Source organism: Streptomyces sp. NPDC033221, assembly GCF_055577005.1.
In genome coordinates, this window is sequence record NZ_JBVIQN010000023.1 from 75,458 (window position 1) to 95,716 (window position 20,259).

Annotated in this window: 15 protein-coding genes; 4 read left to right on the forward strand and 11 right to left on the reverse strand. The window is 73.5% G+C overall.

All coding sequences use genetic code 11. The features are described from left to right. Positions 1 to 119: 119 nt before the first annotated feature. The 3 genes from ACZ53K_RS27040 to ACZ53K_RS27050 all read right to left on the reverse strand — a co-directional run bounded on the left by ACZ53K_RS27040 (position 120) and on the right by ACZ53K_RS27050 (position 5,216). Positions 120 to 869: a GNAT family N-acetyltransferase gene (locus ACZ53K_RS27040; protein ID WP_468841308.1), complete on the reverse strand. Its 750-nt coding sequence runs from the start codon at positions 867 to 869 to the stop codon at positions 120 to 122. Between the two features lie 248 nt (positions 870 to 1,117). Then, positions 1,118 to 3,457, reverse strand: coding sequence for an IucA/IucC family protein (locus tag ACZ53K_RS27045; RefSeq protein WP_468841310.1), 2,340 nt, complete (start codon positions 3,455 to 3,457; stop codon positions 1,118 to 1,120). Positions 3,458 to 3,746: 289 nt separating this feature from the next. Further along, positions 3,747 to 5,216, reverse strand: a complete 1,470-nt coding sequence (locus tag ACZ53K_RS27050; RefSeq protein WP_468841312.1) for a diaminobutyrate--2-oxoglutarate transaminase family protein — start codon at positions 5,214 to 5,216, stop codon at positions 3,747 to 3,749. A 550-nt stretch (positions 5,217 to 5,766) separates the two neighbouring features. On the opposite strand from ACZ53K_RS27050, the gene ACZ53K_RS27055 reads away from it, so the two are divergent. Next, the gene (locus ACZ53K_RS27055; RefSeq protein ID WP_468841314.1) at positions 5,767 to 6,954 is read left to right on the forward strand and encodes a trypsin-like serine peptidase; all 1,188 of its coding nucleotides are present in this window, start codon (positions 5,767 to 5,769) and stop codon (positions 6,952 to 6,954) included. Between the two features lie 251 nt (positions 6,955 to 7,205). Here the strand turns inward: ACZ53K_RS27055 and hflX are convergent, their stop codons facing one another. The 6 genes from hflX to miaA all read right to left on the reverse strand — a co-directional run bounded on the left by hflX (position 7,206) and on the right by miaA (position 15,896). Continuing rightward, positions 7,206 to 8,693: a GTPase HflX gene (gene hflX, locus ACZ53K_RS27060; protein WP_468841316.1), complete on the reverse strand. Its 1,488-nt coding sequence runs from the start codon at positions 8,691 to 8,693 to the stop codon at positions 7,206 to 7,208. 224 nt (positions 8,694 to 8,917) lie between these two features. After that, a complete protein-coding gene (locus ACZ53K_RS27065; RefSeq protein ID WP_468841318.1) occupies positions 8,918 to 10,672 on the reverse strand; it encodes a M1 family metallopeptidase in 1,755 nt (584 codons plus the stop codon). 133 nt (positions 10,673 to 10,805) lie between these two features. Then, on the reverse strand, positions 10,806 to 13,112 hold the full coding sequence (locus tag ACZ53K_RS27070) for a RelA/SpoT family protein (RefSeq protein WP_468841320.1): 2,307 nt from the start codon (positions 13,110 to 13,112) through the stop codon (positions 10,806 to 10,808). Between the two features lie 206 nt (positions 13,113 to 13,318). Then, entirely contained in the window at positions 13,319 to 14,251 is a 933-nt protein-coding gene (dapF, locus tag ACZ53K_RS27075) for a diaminopimelate epimerase (RefSeq protein WP_468841322.1), read from the reverse strand. Between the two features lie 29 nt (positions 14,252 to 14,280). Beyond that, a complete protein-coding gene (locus ACZ53K_RS27080) occupies positions 14,281 to 14,850 on the reverse strand; it encodes a hypothetical protein (RefSeq protein ID WP_468841324.1) in 570 nt (189 codons plus the stop codon). 107 nt (positions 14,851 to 14,957) lie between these two features. After that, positions 14,958 to 15,896, reverse strand: coding sequence for a tRNA (adenosine(37)-N6)-dimethylallyltransferase MiaA (gene miaA / locus ACZ53K_RS27085; protein WP_468841326.1), 939 nt, complete (start codon positions 15,894 to 15,896; stop codon positions 14,958 to 14,960). A 182-nt stretch (positions 15,897 to 16,078) separates the two neighbouring features. On the opposite strand from miaA, the gene ACZ53K_RS27090 reads away from it, so the two are divergent. Continuing rightward, on the forward strand, positions 16,079 to 16,354 hold the full coding sequence (locus tag ACZ53K_RS27090) for a gliding motility protein (protein ID WP_468841328.1): 276 nt from the start codon (positions 16,079 to 16,081) through the stop codon (positions 16,352 to 16,354). A gap of 32 nt (positions 16,355 to 16,386) precedes the next feature. Beyond that, a complete protein-coding gene (locus ACZ53K_RS27095; RefSeq protein WP_468841330.1) occupies positions 16,387 to 16,638 on the forward strand; it encodes an antitoxin in 252 nt (83 codons plus the stop codon). 173 nt (positions 16,639 to 16,811) lie between these two features. Here ACZ53K_RS27095 and ACZ53K_RS27100 read toward each other — a convergent pair whose 3' ends face one another. Both ACZ53K_RS27100 and miaB read right to left on the reverse strand, forming a co-directional pair. Further along, positions 16,812 to 17,522 carry a class III extradiol dioxygenase subunit B-like domain-containing protein gene (locus ACZ53K_RS27100; protein WP_468841332.1) on the reverse strand — a complete coding sequence of 237 codons (711 nt, stop codon included), beginning with the start codon at positions 17,520 to 17,522 and terminating at the stop codon, positions 16,812 to 16,814. Positions 17,523 to 17,668: 146 nt separating this feature from the next. Beyond that, positions 17,669 to 19,159: a tRNA (N6-isopentenyl adenosine(37)-C2)-methylthiotransferase MiaB gene (miaB, locus tag ACZ53K_RS27105; RefSeq protein WP_468841334.1), complete on the reverse strand. Its 1,491-nt coding sequence runs from the start codon at positions 19,157 to 19,159 to the stop codon at positions 17,669 to 17,671. A 78-nt stretch (positions 19,160 to 19,237) separates the two neighbouring features. Here miaB and ACZ53K_RS27110 point away from each other — a divergent pair, with 78 nt between their 5' ends. Beyond that, positions 19,238 to 20,236 (forward strand): TAXI family TRAP transporter solute-binding subunit, encoded by a 999-nt coding sequence (locus ACZ53K_RS27110; protein WP_468841336.1) that lies wholly within the window; start codon positions 19,238 to 19,240, stop codon positions 20,234 to 20,236. The last annotated feature ends 23 nt before the right edge of the window (positions 20,237 to 20,259 follow it).

Below are 20,259 nucleotides of genomic sequence, written 5' to 3' on the forward strand. Positions count from 1 at the left end.
GTCAGAAGGTGTTGTGGGGGGTGGGAGGAGCGCGTGGGTGGTGGGGGTGTCGTGGGGGGAGGGCAGGTGGGGGTTGCCGGCGGGGGGACGTCGGCGGGCGGTGTGGGGGGTGGGGGTGGTCACAGGAGATGGCGGTGGGCGCGGTCGCGGACCATGAGGGCCGCGCGTTTGGCGGGCAGGGCGATCTCGTCGGCGTAGCGGAACCCGGCGCCGAGGAAGGCGGCGACGGAGGGCACGTTGCGCAGGTCGGGTTCGGCGATGACGCGGGCGCACTGCGGGCGGTGGTCCAGGACGAGGTCGGCGGCGGCGCGCAGCAGCGCGGTCCCGATGCCGCGGCCGCGGTCGGCCACTCCCCCGATCAGCAGGTGCAGGCCGGTGTCGTGCGGCCGGACCGGGTAGTAGCGGGCGACCGGGTCCAGGTCGGCGCGGTAGACCTCCCAGTAGCTCATGGGGACACCGCTCAGCACGCCGAGGCAGGGCACGCTGCGACCGTCGCCGTCGAGTTGGGCGCGGAGGTGGGCGGCGGTGGTCTCCTGGGGGCCGGCCAGTTCCCAGAACGCCGCGACCGCCGGGTCGTTCATCCAGGTGGAGATCAGCGGCAGGTCACGTTCGATACGTACCGGTACGAGCTGGAACGGCCCGGCGACGGTCGCTGCCGGGCCCCATTCGGCGATGTGGTCGAGCAGGACTCCGCCGCTCGGGCCGTCGGCCGGGTCGGCGGAGAAGGGTGCCGCGCTGAACAGCGCGGTGACGTCGGGTGGCAGGTGCAGGTCGAGGGTGTCGTCGAGCGCGTCGTCCGGAGAACCTTCGAGGGGGTGGTCGAAGGTCTCTTCGGAACCTGGATCGATGCCGGATTCGGTGGGGGGCACGATGGCGCTCTCTCCTTTCCGGGCCTCCTCACGAGGTCACGGGGCGGGTGGGCAGGGAGTCGGGGGTGAGGGCCGGGGTGTGGGGTTCAGGTGTGGGGCTCAGGTGTGGGGCTCAGGTGTGGGGCTCAGGGGTCGGGTGCAGGTGTCGGGTGCAGGTGTCAGGTGCAGGTGCGGCGCCGAGGTCTGGCCCGGTGTCGGCGCCGGTTCTGGGGTGACAGTGGCGGAGTCAGGGGTGGGCAGAGGTGGTGTCAGGGGTGGAGGGGGTTGGGGATGGTGACGTAGACGGATTGGGTGTCGACGGGGCCGACGAGTTCGTCGAGGCCGCGCAGCCGGGTCAGCAGGTTGGCCTTGCAGCGCAGCGTGCGGGCTTCCAGGAGCCGCCCGGGAAGCGGTGAGCGGTGCTCCGCGGGGCCGTTGGCAGCGTCGGTGAGGAACCGCCGGAAGGCCGCGAGCAGTACGTTCTCGCCGGCCAGGCGCTGGGATCCGAAGGCGCCGATGAGGCCGAGGACGTTGTTGATGCCGAGGTAGTAGGCGAATCGCTCGTCGGTGACCTCGTCGGTGACGAAGGTGTCGCTGGTGGCGCCGATGCCGGGCAGCCGCCGTTCCAGTTCCGTACGGCGGGACTCGCGGAAGTAGTAGCCCTGGTTGTCGCGGTAGCGGCCGCCGGCGGGCCAGCCGTCCTGGTCCAGCAGGACGAGGGTGTTCTGCTGGTGGGCTTCGAGGGCGATGCCCGTGGTGCCGTCGAGCCAGAGGACGGGCCGTACCACCGCTTCGAGGTAGCGCAGGAACCACTCGGTGGCGACGGCGCCCGCGGGCCGTCCGGTGCGGGCGGTGAGTCTGCCGATGACGTCGGCGAGGCGGGAGCGCAGCCCGGTGTGGCCGGGCCAGGGGCGGGGCGAGGTGAGGGCGGCGATGCAGACGGCGTCGTCGGAGTCGGTGAAGGGGTTGTGCCGGAGGACCACGTCCAGCCCGTGCACCGGTTCGCCGTCGGTTCCGGTGACGCCGAACCAGGCGGGGTCGCGGACGATGTCGAAGCCCGTGGGGCCGGGGAAGGCCGCCCGCCACTGTGCGGACAGGCCGGTGCGGAGCAGCCGGTGCACCTCCACGCCGCGTACCAGTTCCTTACGGAGGTTGTCGCGACGGGAGTTGGTGATGCGCAGGCCCAGGGAGAGCTTGAGCATGGCATCGCAGCCGGGGCGGAAGACGGTGCGTACGGAGGAGGTGGGGTGCCAGTCGGGGCCGCCGGGGCCCAGGTCGTGGAGGCGGCCCGTCTCGTACAGTTCGGCGATGTCCGGGCGGTGGCCGAGCTGGTGGGCCTGCCACGGGTGCATCGGCAGCGGCAGGGTGCCGGCCGGCGCCGGGGGCGCTCCCTCGGCGAGGCGGGCGGCCAGTTGTCCGGCGGGGACGGTCCGGCCGCGCTCGGTCCACGCCGAGTCGGCGGTGAACACGTCCGGGTGGACGGCCGTCCAGTGGAGGCGGAACGCACCGCGCAGCTCCGGGGAGTAGGCGCGCGTCTCGGCGTCGGTCAGGCCCTCCCGGCTCTTGGGGGTGGGGTGCATGGGGTGGCCGAAGAGCAGGGCCTGTTCGGCGGCGAGGAAACGCGAACCGTCGGGGTCGTCGGCCGGGGCGGCGCGCCGGCCGGCCAGGAACACGGCGGTGTGCCGTACGGAGTCGGCGACGCGGCCGACGAGGTCGGCGCTCTCGCTGTCCGGCGGGCCGGAGGGGTGGCCGGGGGCGCTCGGGCGCGGGGCGGGGAGCGCGGTGGCACCGTCCGCGCCTCCGGCGCTCGTACCACCGCCGCTCGTACCCTCACCGCCCGTGCCCCCACCGCTCGTACCAGCGTGTACGGCCTCGCGGCGCAGCAGGGCGGCGAGGGTCACCGCGTCCAGGGGCGCGGCGTCTGCCGGAGCGCCTTCCAGTCCGGGTGCGCCGAGACGGTGCCAGCCGGTGTCCGACCAGTACAGGACGGGGATGTGCAGGGCGATCGCGCTGGCGTCGAGGGGGATGCGGAGCCGGTCACCGGCCGGGCGGGGTGTGCCGCTCTCGCGGATCCAGCAGCGGAGCAGGCTCTCGGCACCGGCGGCGTCGGCGGCGACGGCCGGGTCCCGGTGCTCCAGCCCGTCCTGCGCGGGGGCGCGCTCGGGAGCCTGCGCGCGGGCCTGCGCAGGCACCTGTTCGGGGCACTGCGCCTGGTCGGCATCCGGGTCCTGCACAGCCCCTTCGCCCTCTTCATGCCCTCCATGCTCTTCCTGGCCGGCCCCCTGGCCACCGGCGTCCTGGTCCGCGGTGTCCACGGCCGGGTCCTCGATCTCGATCTCGGCCTCGGCCTCGCCGTCCGCGTACACCGTGACGACCCGGGTCGCCGCCATTCCGTGGCAGTCCTCGTGCCCGTGCCGCTCGTGATGCCCGAGCCGTACGGCACAACCGGTGTGGCCGCCGTGCTCACCGTTTTCGCCGCCGCCGGTGTCGTGGACACCGGTGCGCCGGTTCTGGCGCGGCACGGCGGGTTCCCGCAGCCGGGCCAGGGGTTCACGGGGCTGACGTCGCTCGTCGGCCGGAGTCCCGTCGGGGCCGGGGCGTTCGTTCATCGGGGTGTGCCTCGCAGGGTCGGCGCGGTCGACGCGGTCTGGGCGTGGAGGGGACGGGAAGCGGGTGTGAGGCGGCATTCGGGCATACAGCAGCAAGCATGAGTACGCCCCCGAAAGGCGGGGGCCCCGAAGGGCGGGCCCCCGTAAGGAGCGGTGTGGGCAGCGCGCCCGAAAGGCCCACCGGGCCGATACGGACCCGCGGGTCCGCAGAGCCCACGGAGTCGGCCGAACGGTGTGGCGGAGTAGAGGCGTACGGCCCCCGTACGTCCAAAACGACACCGGTCCCCGTTCATGGCGTCACCTCAAGGGATGACGCCTGCCGCGATACCGCATCGTCCTGCCCGGACGCCACACCAGCCCCCTCGCCCCCACCCGGCCCGGCACCCGCACTCACTCCGGCGACCGCACCCACCGCCCCAGGACGTGTCGCGGCCGCCAGTGCGTCGGCGAGGCGGTCGAGGACCGCGTCCGCCTGTTCGTCGGTGATGGTGAGCGGGGGCAGCAGCCGGACCACCGAACCGTGGCGGCCGCCCAGTTCGACGATCAGGCCGCGGTCGAGGCACGCCTGCTGGACGGCCGCGGCCAGTGCGGGAGCGGCCGGGCGGGCCCCTGCCTCGTCCGGGGCGGCGTCCGGTTCGACCAGTTCCAGGCCGAGCATCAGGCCGCGGCCCCGTACGTCACCGACGCAGCCGTGCTCGGCGGCGAGCCCGCCCAGCCGGGAAATCATCCGGGCGCCCAGCTCACCGGCGCGCCGCGCCAGGCCGTTCTCCCGGACGTACGCGAGGGTGGCCGCGCCGGCCGCCATCGCGAGCTGGTTGCCGCGGAAGGTGCCGGCGTGCGCGCCGGGCGGCCAGGCGTCCAGCTCCTCGCGGTAGACGATGACGGCGAGCGGCAGGCTGCCGCCGATCGCCTTGGACAGGACGAGGACGTCGGGCACCACGCCGCTGTGTTCGACGGCCCAGAACGCGCCGGTGCGGCCGACGCCGGTCTGCACCTCGTCCACGATGAGCGGGATGTCGCGCGCGGCCGTCAGTTCGCGCATCCGGCGCAGCCAGCTGTCGGGCGCGGGGATCACCCCGCCCTCGCCCTGGACCGGTTCCAGGATCATCCCGGCCGGTCTGGCGACCCCGCTCTTCTCGTCGTCCAGCACGTTCGCCGTCCAGCGCGCGGCCAGTTCGGCGCCGCGTTCGTCACCCGTACCGAAGGGGCAGCGGTAGGCGTACGGATACGGGAGGCGGGTCACGGAGGTGTCGCGCGCGCCCCCGGATGCCGCGAGCGCCCCCGCCGTCATGCCGTGGTACGCGCCGGTGAAGGCCGCGAGTCCGTCCCGGCCGGTCGCGGTCCGTACCAGCTTGAAGGCTGCTTCGACGGCGTCCGTGCCGGCCGGTCCGCAGAACTGGACGCGGCCGTGCTCGGCCAGTTCGGCGGGGAGGGTGGCGAACAGTTCGGTGACGAAGGCGTCCTTGACCGGAGTGGCCAGGTCCAGGACGTGCAGCGGGGCGCCGGAGTCCAGGACGGAGCGGATCGCTTCGAGGACGACGGGGTGGTTGTGGCCGAGCGCGAGGGTGCCCGCCCCGGAGAGGCAGTCCAGGTAGCGGCGGCCGTCGGCGCCCTCGATGGTCAGCCCGCGGGCGCGCACTGGGACGATGGGGAGCGAGCGCGCGTACGTACGGGCGGCGGACTCGCGGAGCGACTGCCGCCGCAGGATGCCCTCGTGGGCGGGAGGGGGTGCCATCGGCAGGGGCTGGGTCAAGGCCACGGCGGTTCGGTCCTCCTGCTGCTGAACTCTTCTGTTGAACTGCGGGCGGGCCCGCCGCGCGCCGGCCGCGCCCCGTCGGGCCGCTTCCGTCGCACACCGGGCCTGGTTCGCTGTCGGCAGGTCGCCGGGCCCGGCCGACGGGTCACTATGCCTGCCGCCGGACACGGCTCAGCCGTCCCCCGTACGTATCAACGACGCGGCCGGCGGGAGAACACGGCCTGCCGCAAGATCCTTGCGGCGCGCGGAATCCGGGAGCGCCCCGGCGCGTGCTCCCCCCGTGCGATCCGCGCCGTACGCACCCCTCCCGCACCCCCCGCACCAACCCCGCGGAAAGATCCGCTCCGAACCGGAACCGGGGACCCGCCCACCACCGTCCCCAACGGCACCGGCATAGTGGGGTCCTGCGCCCGGCTTTCCGGTGCATGACAAAACAGCAGATGCGGGCACGTCCGGGGCAAGACCGGCAGGACCACCCCACGGCGCGGCACGACCGCCCGGGGCCCGACGCGCGCCCATGGCAAGCCTGAACACACCAGGGGGAGTTCAACCCATGCGATCCATACGTCGGCCGGTCCTGGCCGCGGCCGCCCTCACCGCCGTGGTGGCGCTGACCGCCACCGGCTGCGGCCCCGAGGGCAACCAGGCGGACGGCAAGCCCAGCCAGTCCGCGGAACAGGGCAGCGCGGGCGGGGGTGGCTTCACGATCCCCAAGGACATCCAGGACAAGCTCAAGGAACACGGCGTCGACCTGGACAAGTGGAAGAACGGCGAGTGGAAGAACTGGGACAAGGACAAGTGGCTCCGCGAGGCCAGTGAGTTCATCAACCCGATCATCAAGGGCCTGTGGGACCCGGACCGGGCGAGCAAGGCCAAGCCGCCGAAGGAGCCCACGCCCAAGGACATCTCGGGTGACCAGGGGCGGACCGACCCGGACCCGCGGCCGGTCCAGGCCAAGGCCGTCAAGCCGCCGTTCGGCCAGAACGCGCCCGGCCTCGGCAAGATCTTCTTCGACACGCCCGAGGGCCACGCGGTCTGCTCCGGCGCGGTGGTCAAGGACCCGGCCCACCCGGGCAAGTCCAACCTGGTCTGGACGGCGGGCCACTGCGTGCACGCCGGCAAGACCGGTGGCTGGTACCGCAACATGATCTTCGCCCCGTCGTTCAACGACAGCGGCAAGACCGCGGCCCAGCTGGAGACCGCCTCGCGTGAGCAGATGTTCCCCAAGGGCGTGTGGTGGGCCGACGGCGCGTCGACCTCCAACCAGTGGATCGGCCAGGGCGGCGCGCAGGGCAACGGCGTGCCGATGGCGCCGTACGACTTCGCGATCATGCACGTGACGCCGGAGAAGGGCGCGGGCAGCAAGTCCCTCGAAGAGGTCGCCGGCGGCGCCTACTCGGTGGACTTCAACGCCTCGGCCGTCCCGGACATCACCAGCATCACCGCCCAGGGCTACCCGGCCGAGGCGCCGTTCGACGGCGCGACGCTGCAGCAGTGCACCGACAAGCCGGGCCGGCTGTCGCTGGACGCCAAGAAGCCGACCATGTACCGCATCGGCTGCCTGATGACCGCCGGTTCCTCCGGTGGCCCCTGGTTCGCCAAGGGCTCGGACGGCAAGCCGGCGCTGGTGTCCAACACCTCGATCGGCCCGCGTCCGGCCGGCTGGCTGGCGGGCCCGCACCTCGGCCCGGAGGCCAAGAGCATGTACGGCGCGATGAGCAAGAAGTTCGCGTCGCAGTAACCGGCGTGAGCGGCGGGCACCCGGTACGCGCCGGGTGCCCGCCGGGCCGGTCCGCCGGCCACCCGCGGCACAGCGGTGAATGAGCGACAGCAAGGGCGAAGGCCCGCTCCCGGATTCCGGAAGCGGGCCTTCGTGCTGATTTCGTACTGCTTTCGTACTACCTGTATTGCCCTGGTACTGCCTGCGTACTGCCCGTATTGCCCCGGTACTGCCTTCGTACCGTCTGCCGTGCGGCGCCTACGGCTGCCGCGTCACGCGGCGGGCACGTACGGCCGGAACTCGGCGGCCAGCTCCTCGTGCACCCGCGCCTTGAGGACGGTGCCCTCCGCGACGTGCTCCTCGGAGATCACCTCGCCCTCGGCGTGCGCACGCGAGACCAGCGCACCCTGGGTGTACGGGACCAGCGCCTCGATCTCGACCTGCGGCCGCGGCAGCTCCTCGTCGATCAGCGCGAGCAGCTCGTCGATGCCCTGGCCGGTACGGGCCGAGACGAGCAGCGCGTGCTTCTCCTGGCGCAGCAGCCGCTGGAGGACCAGCGGATCGGCGGCGTCCGCCTTGTTGACGACGACGATCTCCGGTACGTGGGTGGCGCCCACGTCGCGGATCACCTCGCGTACGGCGGCCAGCTGCTCCTCCGGCACCGGGTGCGAGCCGTCGACCACGTGGAGGATGACGTCGGAGTCGCCGACCTCCTCCATCGTGGAGCGGAACGCCTCGACGAGGTGGTGCGGCAGGTGGCGGACGAAGCCGACGGTGTCGGCGAGGGTGTAGAGCCGTCCGCTGGGCGTCTCGGCCCGGCGCACGGTCGGGTCCAGGGTGGCGAACAGCGCGTTCTCCACCAGGACACCGGCCCCGGTGAGGCGGTTGAGCAGGGAGGACTTGCCCGCGTTGGTGTAGCCGGCGATGGCGACCGAGGGCACCTTGTGGCGGCGCCGTTCCTGCCGCTTGGTGTCGCGGCCGGTCTTCATCTCCGCGATCTCCCGGCGCATCTTCGCCATCTTCTCGCGAATCCGCCGCCGGTCCGTCTCGATCTTGGTCTCACCGGGACCACGCGTGGCCATGCCGCCGCCCGTGGAGCCGGAGCCACCGCCACCCATCTGCCGGGACAGCGACTGGCCCCAGCCGCGCAGCCTGGGCAGCATGTACTGCATCTGCGCCAGCGAGACCTGCGCCTTGCCCTCCCGGGACTTGGCGTGCTGGGCGAAGATGTCCAGGATCAGGGCCGTACGGTCGACGACCTTGACCTTGACGACGTCTTCGAGGTGGATCAGCTGGCCGGGGCTCAGCTCACCGTCGCAGACCACCGTGTCGGCACCGGCCTCCAGGACGATGTCGCGCAGCTCCAGAGCCTTGCCCGAGCCGATGTAGGTGGCCGGGTCGGGCTTGTCGCGGCGCTGCACGACGCCGTCGAGCACCAGCGCGCCGGCGGTCTCCGCGAGGGCGGCCAGCTCGGCGAGGGAGTTCTCGGCGTCCTGCGCCGTCCCCGTGGTCCAGACACCTACCAGCACCACGCGCTCCAGACGCAGCTGGCGGTACTCGACCTCGGTGACGTCCTCGAGCTCGGTGGACAGACCGGCCACCCGGCGCAGCGCCGCCCGCTCGGTGCGGTCGTACTGCTCGCCGTCACGCTCCCCGTCGATCTCGTAACTCCAGGCGACGTCCTCTTCCATCAGGGCGTCGGCCCGGCGGCTCTCGGGGAGGCGCTGTCGGTCCTGTGGAAGGGAAGAAGAGGAGGTCATTTGATCCTTTGTGTCGTTGGGACGTCCCGTACGGGGCCGTGCGGCCCCGGGACTCTCGATCGTGACAACGTCCGGGCCGCCCGGGAGATTCCCGGCGGCCCCGTCATCGGCCAGACGATGGTCGCACGGTCGCCGGGGGCCGTCATCCAGGTTTTCGGTGCGGGGTGACGGGCCGCGTTCCGGCGGGTGGTGCGACGGGCCTGGCAGACGGCTTTCCAGCGGGCTCACCTGCGGTTTTCACCGGTCGGCCGCCCCGCGGGTTTCGCGGCAGACTGCCCCGCAAGCTTCGCGGCAGACTGCCCCGCGGGCTTCGCAGCAGGCTTCCCCGCGGGCTTCGCGCCCGGCTTCGCGCCCGGCTTCCGCACCGGTGGCTGCGGGGTCCGGTAGTGGCTCTTCCAGTCCGGGTGCCCCGGCATCGGCGGTGTCTTGGCGTCGTACAGCCAGCTGCGGAAGAAGCCGCCGAGGTTCTGGCCGGAGATACGGGAGGCCAGCGCGACGAAGTCGGCGGTGCCCGCGACGCCGTCGCGGTGCCGGGTCACCCAGGCGCGCTCCAGCCGGTCGAAGGCGGCGTGCCCGATCCTGGCGCGCAGCGCGTACAGCACGAGAGCGCTGCCGTCGTACATGACGGGGCGGAAGATGCCGGTCTTGTTGCCAGGGGTGGGGGCCTTCGGCGCCCCGGGCGGCCCGCCCTCGGCGCGCATCCGGTCCGAGACGCTGTAGGCGCGCCGGGTCCGCTGGTCCATGGACATCTTGGCGTGCTCGTGCGCGTACAGCTCCTCGTACCAGGTGGCGTGCGACTCGTTGAGCCAGGCGTCCGACCAGGTGCGCGGGGAGACGCTGTTGCCGAACCACTGGTGCGCCAGCTCGTGCACCATGATCGCTTCGACGTACCAGCGGGGGTACTGCCGCGTGGTGAACAGCCGCTCCTCGAAGAGGGACAGGGTCTGGGTCTCCAGCTCGAAGCCGGTCTCGGCCTGGGCGAGCAGCACGCCGTACGACTCGAAGGGGTAGCGGCCGACCTTGCGCTCCATCCAGGCGAGTTGGCCCGGCGTCTTGGCGAGCCAGGGCTCCAGGCGTTTGCGGTCGGCGGCCGGTACGACGTCGCGCAGCGGCAGGCCGTGCGGTCCGGCGCGCCGGACGACGGCAGAGTGCCCGATGGCCACCTGCGCGACCTCGGTGGCCATGGGGTGGGCGGAGCGGTAGACCCAGGTGGTGGTGGCCGGGGCCGCCACTCCCTGTCGTACGCCCTGTCCTGTCCCGGCCGCGCTCTTGCCCGGCATGGCGCCTGGGTAGCGCGCCACCTGCGAACCGTTCGCGACGACCGTCAGCCCCTTGGGCGCGGTGACGCGGAAGGTGTAGAGCGCCTTGTCGGAGGGGTGGTCGTTGCCCGGGAAGACGCGGTGTGCGGCGTCGACCTGGTTGGCCATCACCAGCCCGTCCTTCGTGCGCAGCCAGCCGACCTCCTTGTCCTTGCCTCCCTTGGGGGTCCGCGGGTCGCTGGTGTGCCGGACGACGATCCGCATCGGGGTGCCGGCCCGCACGGTGCGGTGGGGCGTGACGATCAGGTCCTCGCCGCGGGTGACGTGGGGCGCGGGCCGGCCGTCGATCTCGACGGAGCGGACGGTGCCGTGCGCGAAGTCGAGGTTGACGCGCTCCAGGCGGGTGGTGGCCCGTGCGGTGATCTTCGTGACGGCGTCCAGCGGCCGGTCGTTGTGGCCGGAGTACGTCAGGGTGATGTCGTACGCGCGGACGTCGTAGCCGGGGTTGCCGAGATGTGGGTAGAGCCGGTCGCCGATGCCGAGCGGGGTGGCGTCCGGCAGCCCGGCGGCCACCAGTGAGGCGGCGGCGAGCAGGCCGAGTCCGCTCCGGCGGCGGGCTGCGGCCCCGGAGAGGCGGCGCGGGCGGGGCGGGACGCCTTCGGGGCCCCGGCCGGAGGCGTCGCCGGGGCCGGGGGCTGGGTGGGACGAGGAAAGCGGCATGCCAAACGGCTATCAGCGCGACGCCCCGGTCCGTGGCCGACGCGGCAGTACGGCACCCGAACGAGGGGTCCTGTGCGTCCGACGAGGCCGAAGGGGGCGTGCGGATGCCCGGCGAGACCTCAAAACCGCCCCCTCAGAACCGCGCCCCCACCGTCGGCTGTGCCCGCCCCGCCCGCAGCACGTCGAAGACGCCCGGCACCTGGCGCATCGCGCGCATCAGGGACGGCAGTTTGGCCGCGTCCGGCAGGTGGAGGGTGTAGGTGTGCCGTACGCGCTGCTCGCGGGGTGGTTCGACGGCCGCGGCGACCACGGCGGCGCCTTCGGCCGCGATGGCCTCCGTGAGGTCGGCGAGCAGGTGCGGCCTGGTGAACGCCTCCGCGAGGAGGGTGACCCGGCAGCCCTGTACGCGGTTTCCCGCGCCGCGCCAGCGTGCGCCGACCGGCTGCCGGCCAGAGGCGGCCATCCGGGCGACCACGGGGCACAGGGCCCGGTGCACGGTGACGATGCCGCCCCGTACGGCGAAGCCGGTGACGTTGTCCGGGGGTACGGGGGTGCAGCAGCCCGCGAGCCGTACGGTCGCGCCGGGCAGGTCGGTGGAGAGTCCGTCGGTGTCGCCGCCGTGCCGCCCTGACGCGGCACCGGCCCCGGGGTCCCGTGTCTCACCGGCGCCGCTCGGTGCGCCAGTCTCGGCCGGCCCGTCCCCCGCTCCCGTCTCCGCGCCCGGATGGGCGGCCAGCCAGCGTGAGATGGCGAGACGGGCCGCGGGGGTACGGGTGTGGTCCAGCCAGTCCGGCGAGGGCCCGGCGGCGGAGTCGGGGGCCATCAGCAGGTGCAGGCTGTCGCCGTCGCACAGGACCGTGGAGAGCGTCGCGAGGCGGCCGTTGACGCGCGCGCCGATGCAGTGGTGGGCTCCTTCGCCGTACAGCGCGTACGCGGCGTCCACGCAGCTCGCGCCGGCGGGGAGGCCGACGGTGCCGGTGCCCGCCGTGCCCGTGCCGGCGGGGTCCGTCGCGACCGTGCCGCTCCCGTCGTCGAAGCCGCCCTCCGCGCGGAAGACCGTGATCTCCCGGTCCTGGGCGAGGTCGGCGCGCAGCGAGGTCCAGAACGTGTCCGGGTCGGGGGTGGCGCGCTGCCACTCCAGGAGGCGGCACAGCCAGCCGGGCTGGGTCGGGTCCACGCGCTCGCCGTCCTCGGCGGCCTGGGTGCCCACCGCGCCGTCGGCCTCCGCGGCGGACGGGTCGGAGCCGTCCGCCGGGGCGTACGGGTTGCCCAGCGCGATCACCCCGGCCTCCGCGACGCGGTGCATGCGGTGCGTACGGATGAGCGTTTCCGCAACCGCGCCGTCCCCGTCCGTGACGGCGGTGTGCAGCGACTGGTAGAGGTTGAACTTCGGTGCGGCGATGAAGTCCTTGAACTCCGAGACCACCGGGGTGAGGCAGGTGTGCAGCTCGCCGAGGACCGCGTAGCAGTCGGCGTCCTCGGCGACGAGCACCAGCAGCCGGCCGAGGTCCGCGCCGGTGACCGTGCCGCGCGCCAGCCGCACCCGGTGCACGGAGACGAAGTGCCGCGGCCGGATGAGGACTTCGGCGTCGATGTCGGCCTCGTCCAGGACGGCGCGGACCCGCTCCGCGATGGCGTCGAGCGGGCCCGGGCGGCCGGCGTGGCCGAGGACGAGCGCGCGGGTGGTGGCGTACTCCTCCGGGTGCAGGATCGCGAAGACCAGGTCCTCCAGCTCGGTCTTGAGCGCCTGTACGCCGAGCCGTTCGGCGAGCGGGATCAGCACGTCGCGCGTCACCTTGGCGATCCTGGCCTGCTTTTCGGGGCGCATCACGCCGAGGGTGCGCATGTTGTGCAGCCGGTCGGCCAGTTTGATGGACATCACGCGGACGTCGTTGCCGGTGGCGACGAGCATCTTGCGGAAGGTCTCGGGTTCGGCGGCGGCGCCGTAGTCGACCTTCTCCAGTTTGGTGACGCCGTCGACCAGGTAGCAGACTTCTTTGCCGAACTCCCGGCTCACCTGATCGAGCGTCACTTCCGTGTCCTCGACGGTGTCGTGGAGCAGCGAGGCGGTCAAGGTCGTGGTCTCGGCGCCCAGTTCGGCCAGGATCAGGGTCACCGCGAGCGGGTGGGTGATGTACGGCTCGCCGCTTTTGCGCATCTGCCCGCGGTGCGAGGACTCCGCGAGCACATAGGCCCGGCTGAGGGTGTCCAGGTCGGCGTCCGGGTGGTGGGCGCGGTGCACCTTGGCCACGTGTTCCAGGGCGTTCGGCAGGCCGTCGCGGGGGGCCGGGCCGAGCAGCGCGGCCCGGCCGATGCGGCGCAGTCCGCGCAGCTCCAGGCGGGGCCGGCCGCGTTTGCGGTGCGAGGCTTCGCCCGGGTCGGACGGACCGGCCTGGACGGGCGCGACGGGGTTACCAGGGTTCGTGGCCTCTGCGCTCATGGGCACCTCCGGCGGCGTCGACCGGCGGTTGGGCGCCCGCAGTCAGTCGCCCGGGCCGGTGCTTGATGCTACCGAGCCCATCACGCAGCGCTGTCCCGCTCTCGCCCAGCGTGAACCGGATCACCCATTCGAGCTAAGGGCCTGTGTCATGTTCCCGGCCGGACCGGCGGTGCGTCCGGCCGGGGCCGGGGCACCGGCTCCGGGTCTCAGTCCAGGGCCGTGACCAGCCACGCCGGGTCGAGCACACCCTGCCCGACGATGACCGCGGGCCCGGTCATCTCGACCGTGCCGTCCGGCAGCTCGGTGATCGTCAGGCTGCCGCCCAGGACGTCGACCGTGTACGTGACGGGGCTGCCGGTGGCCGCGGGGTCCGTGCCGTCCCGGCGGGCGGTGGCGACGGCGACGGCGCAGGCGCCGGTGCCACAGGAGCGGGTCTCGCCGGAGCCGCGCTCGTGGACCCGCATCGCCACGTGGCGCGGGCCGCGGTCGGCGACGAATTCGATGTTCACACCGTGCGGGTAGACGGCGGCTGGGCTGAACGGCGGGACGGCGCGCAGCTCACCGGCGTGGTCAAGGTCCTCGACGAAGGCGACGGCGTGCGGGTTGCCCATGCTGACGTTGCGGGCGGGCCAGCTGCGGTCGCCGACGGTGACCTGCACGCCGTCCGGGAGCAGCTCGGCACGCCCCATGGAGACCGTGACCTCGCCGGTCGCGGTCAGGCGTGCCGTCCGTACGCCGGCGCGGGTGGCGATGGCCAGTTCGCCCTCGCCGGCCAGGCCGGCGTGCTGGAGGTAGCGGGCGAAGACGCGGATGCCGTTGCCGCACATCTCGGCGATGGAACCGTCGCCGTTGCGGTAGTCCATGAACCACTCGGCTTCGCCGGCCAGGTCGCGGGCCGCGGGGTCGGCGGCGGAGCGCACCACGCGCAGCAGGCCGTCGCCGCCGATGCCGGCCCGGCGGTCGCAGATCCGCGCGACGGCGTCGGCGGACAGGTCCAGGACGCCGTCCGGGTCGGGGACGATCACGAAGTCGTTTTCCGTGCCGTGTCCCTTGAGGAAGGCGATGCCCCGGCCGGGGCCGCCCGCGGCGGTCGTGGCGGCGGCCTCCGTGGCCTCTGCGGTCCCCTGTGCGTTGGTCATGACTGCATCGTACGGCGCGGCGGTGACAGTCAGTGCAGGCGGGCGACCCGCCAGACGGCGAGCAGGGCCAGCACGGCCACGACCGCGGCGTACGCCAGGACGACGCGCCAGTCCGGGCGGCGGCCGGAGCCGCGGGCGGGCAGGCCGGGCCAGGTGTGGCCGACCCGGCGGGCGGCCATCATGCCCCAGCCGGCGGCGCAGCCGAACAGCAGCAGGCCGAGCATGGAGATCACCGCGCCGCCGTCGCCGCCGAACTCGAAGGCGAGCGGGAAGGCGAACATCAGCGAGCCGAGGGTGGCCAGGCCGACGATCGGCGCGAGCTGCCAGATGCGCAGCCGGCGCGGCGGGCGCAGTTCACGGAAGGACTCGCCGCCCTCGGCCGCGCCCTCGGGTACGTCGCCGGTGTCCAGGGGTGCCGGGCGAACCGGTTCACCCAGGGCGTCCGGGCCGTCCGGGCCGACGGCCGCGGCGTGGTCCAGGGCAGGGCTGCCCGGGTCCACGGCTCCGGGCCCGTCCTGGGTCAGCGACTCGGTCGCGTCCCGCTGTCCGTCTCTCGGCCCGTCCGGTTGCTGCGGTCTGTTGCGAGGGCCGGCCTCCATCGCCACGCGCCCTCCCCACTCCGACTGCACGCCTCGATCGAAGGTCGATGATGACACGCTCCCGGGGGCCGGGATGACGGGCGGAGCGTCCCGATGCCATGACGTGATCAGGCTGTGACCGGTCGTTCGACCAACGTCAGCGCCCGCCCCGGGAGTTCCGCGCGGTCCCCGGCGCCACCGCTGAGCCAGTGGACCCGGGGGTCCCTGCGGAACCAGGAGTCCTGGCGGCGTGCGAACCGCTTGGTGGCCCGGACCGTCTCGGCCTTCGCCTGCTCCTCCGTGCACTCCCCCGCGAGCTGGGCGAGCACCTGCTGGTAGCCGAGGGCGCGGGAGGCGGTACGGCCTTCGCGCAGCCCCTCGCCCTCCAGCCGCCGCACCTCGTCGACCAGGCCTTCCTCCCACATCCGGTCGACCCGGCGGGTGATGCGGTCGTCCAGTTCGGGGCGCGCCACGTCGACGCCGATCTGCACGGTGTCGTAGACCGCCTCGTGGCCGGGGAGGTTGGCGGTGAAGGGGCGGCCGGTGATCTCGATGACCTCCAGGGCGCGCACGATGCGGCGTCCGTTGCTCGCCAGGATGGCGCGGGCGGCCTCCGGGTCGGCGGCGGCGAGCCGGGCGTGCAGGGCGCCGCTGCCCTGCTCGGCCAGCTCGGCCTCCAGCCGGGCCCGTACCTCCGGGTCCGTGCCGGGGAAGTCGAGGGCGTCGATGGCGCCGCGTACGTACAGGCCGGAGCCGCCGACGAGGACGGGGGTGCGTCCTTCGGCGAGCAGGCGGTCGATCTCGGCGCGGGCCAGGCGCTGGTACTCGGCGACGTTCGCGGCCCGGGTCACGTCCCAGATGTCCAGGAGGTGGTGCGGGACGCCCTGGCGTTCGGGAACCGTCAGCTTGGCGGTGCCGATGTCCATTCCCCGGTAGAGCTGCATGGAGTCGGCGTTGACGACTTCGCCACCGAGATGGCGGGCGAGCGCGACGCCCAAGTCGGACTTTCCGGCCGCGGTGGGACCGACGACGGCGATGACCCGGGGTGCGGGAACTGCGGTGTTCACCGCCCCAGTCTCGCAAACCTGCGGGCCTCATCTCGAACGAGCGACGTGACGGCTCGCCTCCGTGTTCGTTGCCTGTTGCGAGGTTCCGGCCGCCGGTTTACGAACCGGGGCCCGCGGGCGGCGCAATGGGACGCTCCGGGCGCCCCGGGATTTCGCCCACACGAGTAGGATCTGGAGTAGTTATGGGCGTGTTTTCACGGTTTCGTCGCCGCAAGGCGGAGGCATCGACGGAGGAGGCAGCCGCCACGCTGACGGCGGAGCCGTCGGCCCCGGAGGGCGGGGAGCCCGCCGCCGAGGCCGCCTCCGCGGCGGAGCGGGGCGAGGCGGCAGCGGCGGACGGGGAGCCGACCGCCGAGGAGGCCGCGGAGTCGGCAGCCGCCGAAGGCGTCGAGATTCCCAAGCAGCAGTCGGCCGGGGAGGCCGCGGACAGCGAAGCCGGGGAAGGCGCCCGCAAGTAGGTGGCACGACGCCGTACGAAGGAAGGTGGCCCATGGGTCTGCTGGACAACCTCAAGGCCAGGCTCGGTCCTCTGAAGGGCAAGGCCGGTGACCTCGCGCAGCAGCACGGGGACAAGATCGAGCAGGGACTCGACAGGGCCGCGCGGGCGGTCGACGAGAGGACCAAGGGCAAGTACAGCAGCCAGATCGGGACCGGCGCGGGCAAGGCGAAGGACGCCCTCGGCCGGCTGTCCGAGGAGTCCCGCCGCTCCGGCGGCCCGGGTCCGCAGGGACCGGCCTCCTGACCTTCCCGACGGGTCCGCGACGGGGCGGGCCCGGGCGGCATCACGGCCGCGGAGCGACACGCTCCGCGGCCGTCGCCGTGGAGGGGGCGCTCCGGTCGTTCAGTCGCGCGCCCGGCACTGCTTCCCGTACGCGCCGATGCCGTACGTGCCGGAGGCGGGCCGCTCCGAAAGCCTCAGGACCAGGCCGCCACGAAGTACCCGACCCCGTACGGCGCCTCCTCGCACAGCAGCTCGCCACGCAGCCCGGCGCCCTGTGCGGCACCCGCCAGGACCTGCCAGCAGGCCCGCCCGGAGGCCTTCAGCTCGTACGCCAGCTCCGCGTCCAGCCCGGCCAGGGCACCGGTGTCGGCGGCTCCCAGAGCGCGCGCCACGGCGGCGTCGAAGCCCTCGGCCCGCTCGTCGTAGTAGCCCGGCGCCTTCACCGTGCGGCACGCGCTGCCGTCGCCCATGACCAGCAGGGCGACCCGCTCCGCCGAGGCCGCGATCTCCCGGCCGGTCTGTGCGCAGCGGTCGGCGGCCAGCGGCTCTCCTACGCCGAGCCCTTCCACCGGCGCGTCGGCCCAGTCCGTACGGGCCAGCAGCCAGGCGCCGACCGACAGCGCGGGCGGCAGGGACCGCTCCGGGGGTGTCTCCGCGGCGCCAAGGCTCACTTCGAGGTCCACGCCGAAGCCGCGGAAGGAGCCCACCGCGCCCTGGCCGTGTGCCCCGCGGCCGGCCTCATCGGCGGGCCCGATGACGACCAGCCGGTCCGGCCGGGCCGCCGCGAGCACGCCGACCGCGTCCAGGGCGGCGGCCCGCAGACCGTCCAGCTCGGGTGCGGCTCCGGAGGCGACCTCCGGGACGAGCACCGGCGGACACGGGCAGACGGCGGCGGCGACAAGCATGGCTGGAACCCTAGCAAGGCCGCGGTGCGGGGCACGCGGGCTCGGGCGCCGGTCCACGCCGCGTTTCCCTGCCGACGAGCAGGACGACGGCCGCGCCCACAGCCACGTGTGGACCCGGCCGTCCCGTCCGGTACGCCCTCAGGACGTCAGTCGCACCCGCAGCCCGCCGCCGGTGCGGGGGCCGGGGCCGGGGCCGGGGCGCCGATCGTCGGCAGGCCGAGCATGACGCCGGCCGGCTTGTCGGCCGGGGCGGCGTTGCGCTTCTCCCAGGCGTCGCCCGCGCGCGTACGGCGGACGGCCTGGGACGGGCCCTCGGCGAGCAGGTGGTGCGGCGCGGCGTAGGTGATCTCGACGGTCACGATGTCGCCGGGGCGCACCGGCTCCTCGGGGCGGGTGAAGTGCACCAGGCGGTTGTCGGGCGCGCGGCCGGACAGGCGGCGCGTGGCGTCGTCCTTGCGCCCCTCGCCCTCGGCGACCATGACCTCCAGGGTGCGGCCGACCTGCTTCTTGTTCTCCTCCCAGGAGATCTCCTCCTGGAGGGCCACCAGCCGCTCGTAGCGCGCCTGGACGACCTCCTTGGGGATCTGGCCGTCCATCGTGGCGGCCGGGGTGCCGGGGCGCTTGGAGTACTGGAAGGTGAAGGCCTGCGCGAAGCGGGACTCGCGGACCGTGTGCAGGGTCTGCTCGAAGTCCTCCTCGGTCTCGCCCGGGAAGCCGACGATGATGTCCGTGGAGATGGCGGCGTCCGGCATCGCGGCGCGCACCTTCTCGATGATGCCGAGGAAGCGCTCCTGGCGGTACGAGCGGCGCATCGCCTTGAGGACGGTGTCCGAGCCGGACTGCAGCGGCATGTGCAGCTGCGGCATCACGTTCGGCGTCTCGGCCATGGCGGCGATGACGTCGTCGGTGAAGTCGCGGGGGTGCGGCGAGGTGAAGCGGACCCGCTCCAGGCCCTCGATCTTCCCGCAGGCGCGCAGCAGCTTGCTGAACGCCTCGCGGTCGCCGATGTCGGAGCCGTACGCGTTGACGTTCTGGCCGAGCAGGGTGATCTCGGAGACGCCCTCGCCGACCAGCGCCTCGATCTCGGCGAGGATGTCGCCGGGGCGGCGGTCCTTCTCCTTGCCGCGCAGGGCCGGGACGATGCAGAAGGTGCAGGTGTTGTTGCAGCCCACGGAGATCGAGACCCAGGCCGCGTACGCGCTCTCGCGGCGGGTGGGCAGCGTGGAGGGGAACGCCTCCAGCGACTCGGCGATCTCGACCTGGGCCTCCTCCTGGACGCGGGCGCGCTCCAGGAGCACCGGCAGCTTGCCGATGTTGTGCGTCCCGAAGACCACGTCGACCCAGGGGGCCTTCTTGACGATGGTGTCGCGGTCCTTCTGGGCCAGGCAGCCGCCGACGGCGATCTGCATGCCCGGGCGCGCGGCCTTCTTGGGCGCGAGCTGGCCGAGGTTGCCGTAGAGCCGGTTGTCGGCGTTCTCCCGCACCGCACAGGTGTTGAAGACGACGACATCGGCCCCGTCGGCGCCCTGCGGCGCGGGCACGTATCCGGCGTCCTCCAGCAGGCCCGACAGCCGCTCGGAGTCGTGGACGTTCATCTGGCACCCGTAGGTGCGCACCTCGTATGTCTTCGCACTCATCTCAATCGACCAGGGTACGTGCTCCCGCCGCCGCCTCGCCCCTCCCTTTCCCGGTGCGGTACTGGCAGGATCCCGCTCATGGTTTCCGCACTCCCCCGCACCGGCGCCCGCCGGGCGCTGCTCGCGGCTGCCGCGGCGCTGGTCGCGCTCGGTCTGCTGCTGTGGTGGCTGCTGCCCCTGGGCAGCCCGCCCGCGCCCGGCGGGCAGCTGACGCTGACCACCGGCGTGCGCTCCGGCGTGTACGCGCGTTACGGGGAACTGCTCAAGCAGGACCTGCACCGGGATCTGCCGCGGGTCGACGTTCGGCTGATGAACAGCGCGGGATCGCTGGACAACCTCGATCAATTGGCTGACGGCAACGCCCAGTTCGCGGTAGCGACCGCGGACGCGGTGGCCGAGCAGCAGCGTCTCAGGCCGCGGGAGGCGGCCCGGCTGCGGGCCTGCGCGCGGCTGTACGACGATTACCTGCAGCTGGTGGTCCGCGGGGACTCGCCGGTCGGCTCGGCCAAGGACCTCAAGAAGCTGCGCGTCGGCGTGGGGGCGGACGGCTCCGGCGTACAGCTGATCACCCGGCGGCTGATCGCCGCGGCCGGGCTGGACTTCGACCACGACATCGAGGCGGTGCGGGTCGGCATCGACCGGATGCCGAAGCTGCTGGAGGACGGGGACCTGGACGCCTTCTTCTGGTCGGGCGGGCTGCCGACCTCGGCCGTGCAGCAGGTGGCCCGGCGGACGCCCGTACGGCTCGTGCAGCTCGGGGACCTGATCCCGGCGCTGCACCGGCAGGGCGGGCGGACCCGGCACTACCGGGCGGCCGTGATGCCGGCCGACGCCTATCCGCGGGTCCAGAAGGGGCAGGCGGTCAAGACGATCGCGGTCGCGAACCTGCTGGTGACCACCGACGGGCAGGACCCGGTGCTGACGGAGGCGATCACCCGGACCGTCATAAGGAGCCGGGACCGGATCGGGACCCAGGTGCACGCCGCGCAGAAGGTGGACCTGCGGACCGCGGTTTTCACCGATCCGCTGCCGCTGCACGAGGGCGCGCGGCGCTACTACGTGTCGGAGAAGCCGTAGGGCCGGGCCGGTGCTTGCGAAAG

Bases quoted from the DNA above. Each gene is read 5' to 3' on its own strand.
- ACZ53K_RS27110 (WP_468841336.1), top strand. From the start codon at position 19,238: ATGGTTTCCGCACTCCCCCGCACCGGCGCCCGCCGGGCGCTGCTCGCG.
- ACZ53K_RS27090 (WP_468841328.1), top strand. From the start codon at position 16,079: ATGGGCGTGTTTTCACGGTTTCGTCGCCGCAAGGCGGAGGCATCGACG.
- ACZ53K_RS27100 (WP_468841332.1), bottom strand. From the start codon at position 17,522: ATGCTTGTCGCCGCCGCCGTCTGCCCGTGTCCGCCGGTGCTCGTCCCG.
- ACZ53K_RS27065 (WP_468841318.1), bottom strand. From the start codon at position 10,672: ATGCCGCTTTCCTCGTCCCACCCAGCCCCCGGCCCCGGCGACGCCTCC.
- ACZ53K_RS27055 (WP_468841314.1), top strand. From the start codon at position 5,767: ATGCGATCCATACGTCGGCCGGTCCTGGCCGCGGCCGCCCTCACCGCC.
- miaB (WP_468841334.1), bottom strand. From the start codon at position 19,159: ATGAGTGCGAAGACATACGAGGTGCGCACCTACGGGTGCCAGATGAAC.
- dapF (WP_468841322.1), bottom strand. From the start codon at position 14,251: ATGACCAACGCACAGGGGACCGCAGAGGCCACGGAGGCCGCCGCCACG.
- ACZ53K_RS27095 (WP_468841330.1), top strand. From the start codon at position 16,387: ATGGGTCTGCTGGACAACCTCAAGGCCAGGCTCGGTCCTCTGAAGGGC.
- hflX (WP_468841316.1), bottom strand. From the start codon at position 8,693: ATGACCTCCTCTTCTTCCCTTCCACAGGACCGACAGCGCCTCCCCGAG.
- ACZ53K_RS27045 (WP_468841310.1), bottom strand. From the start codon at position 3,457: ATGAACGAACGCCCCGGCCCCGACGGGACTCCGGCCGACGAGCGACGT.
- ACZ53K_RS27080 (WP_468841324.1), bottom strand. From the start codon at position 14,850: ATGGAGGCCGGCCCTCGCAACAGACCGCAGCAACCGGACGGGCCGAGA.
- ACZ53K_RS27070 (WP_468841320.1), bottom strand. From the start codon at position 13,112: ATGAGCGCAGAGGCCACGAACCCTGGTAACCCCGTCGCGCCCGTCCAG.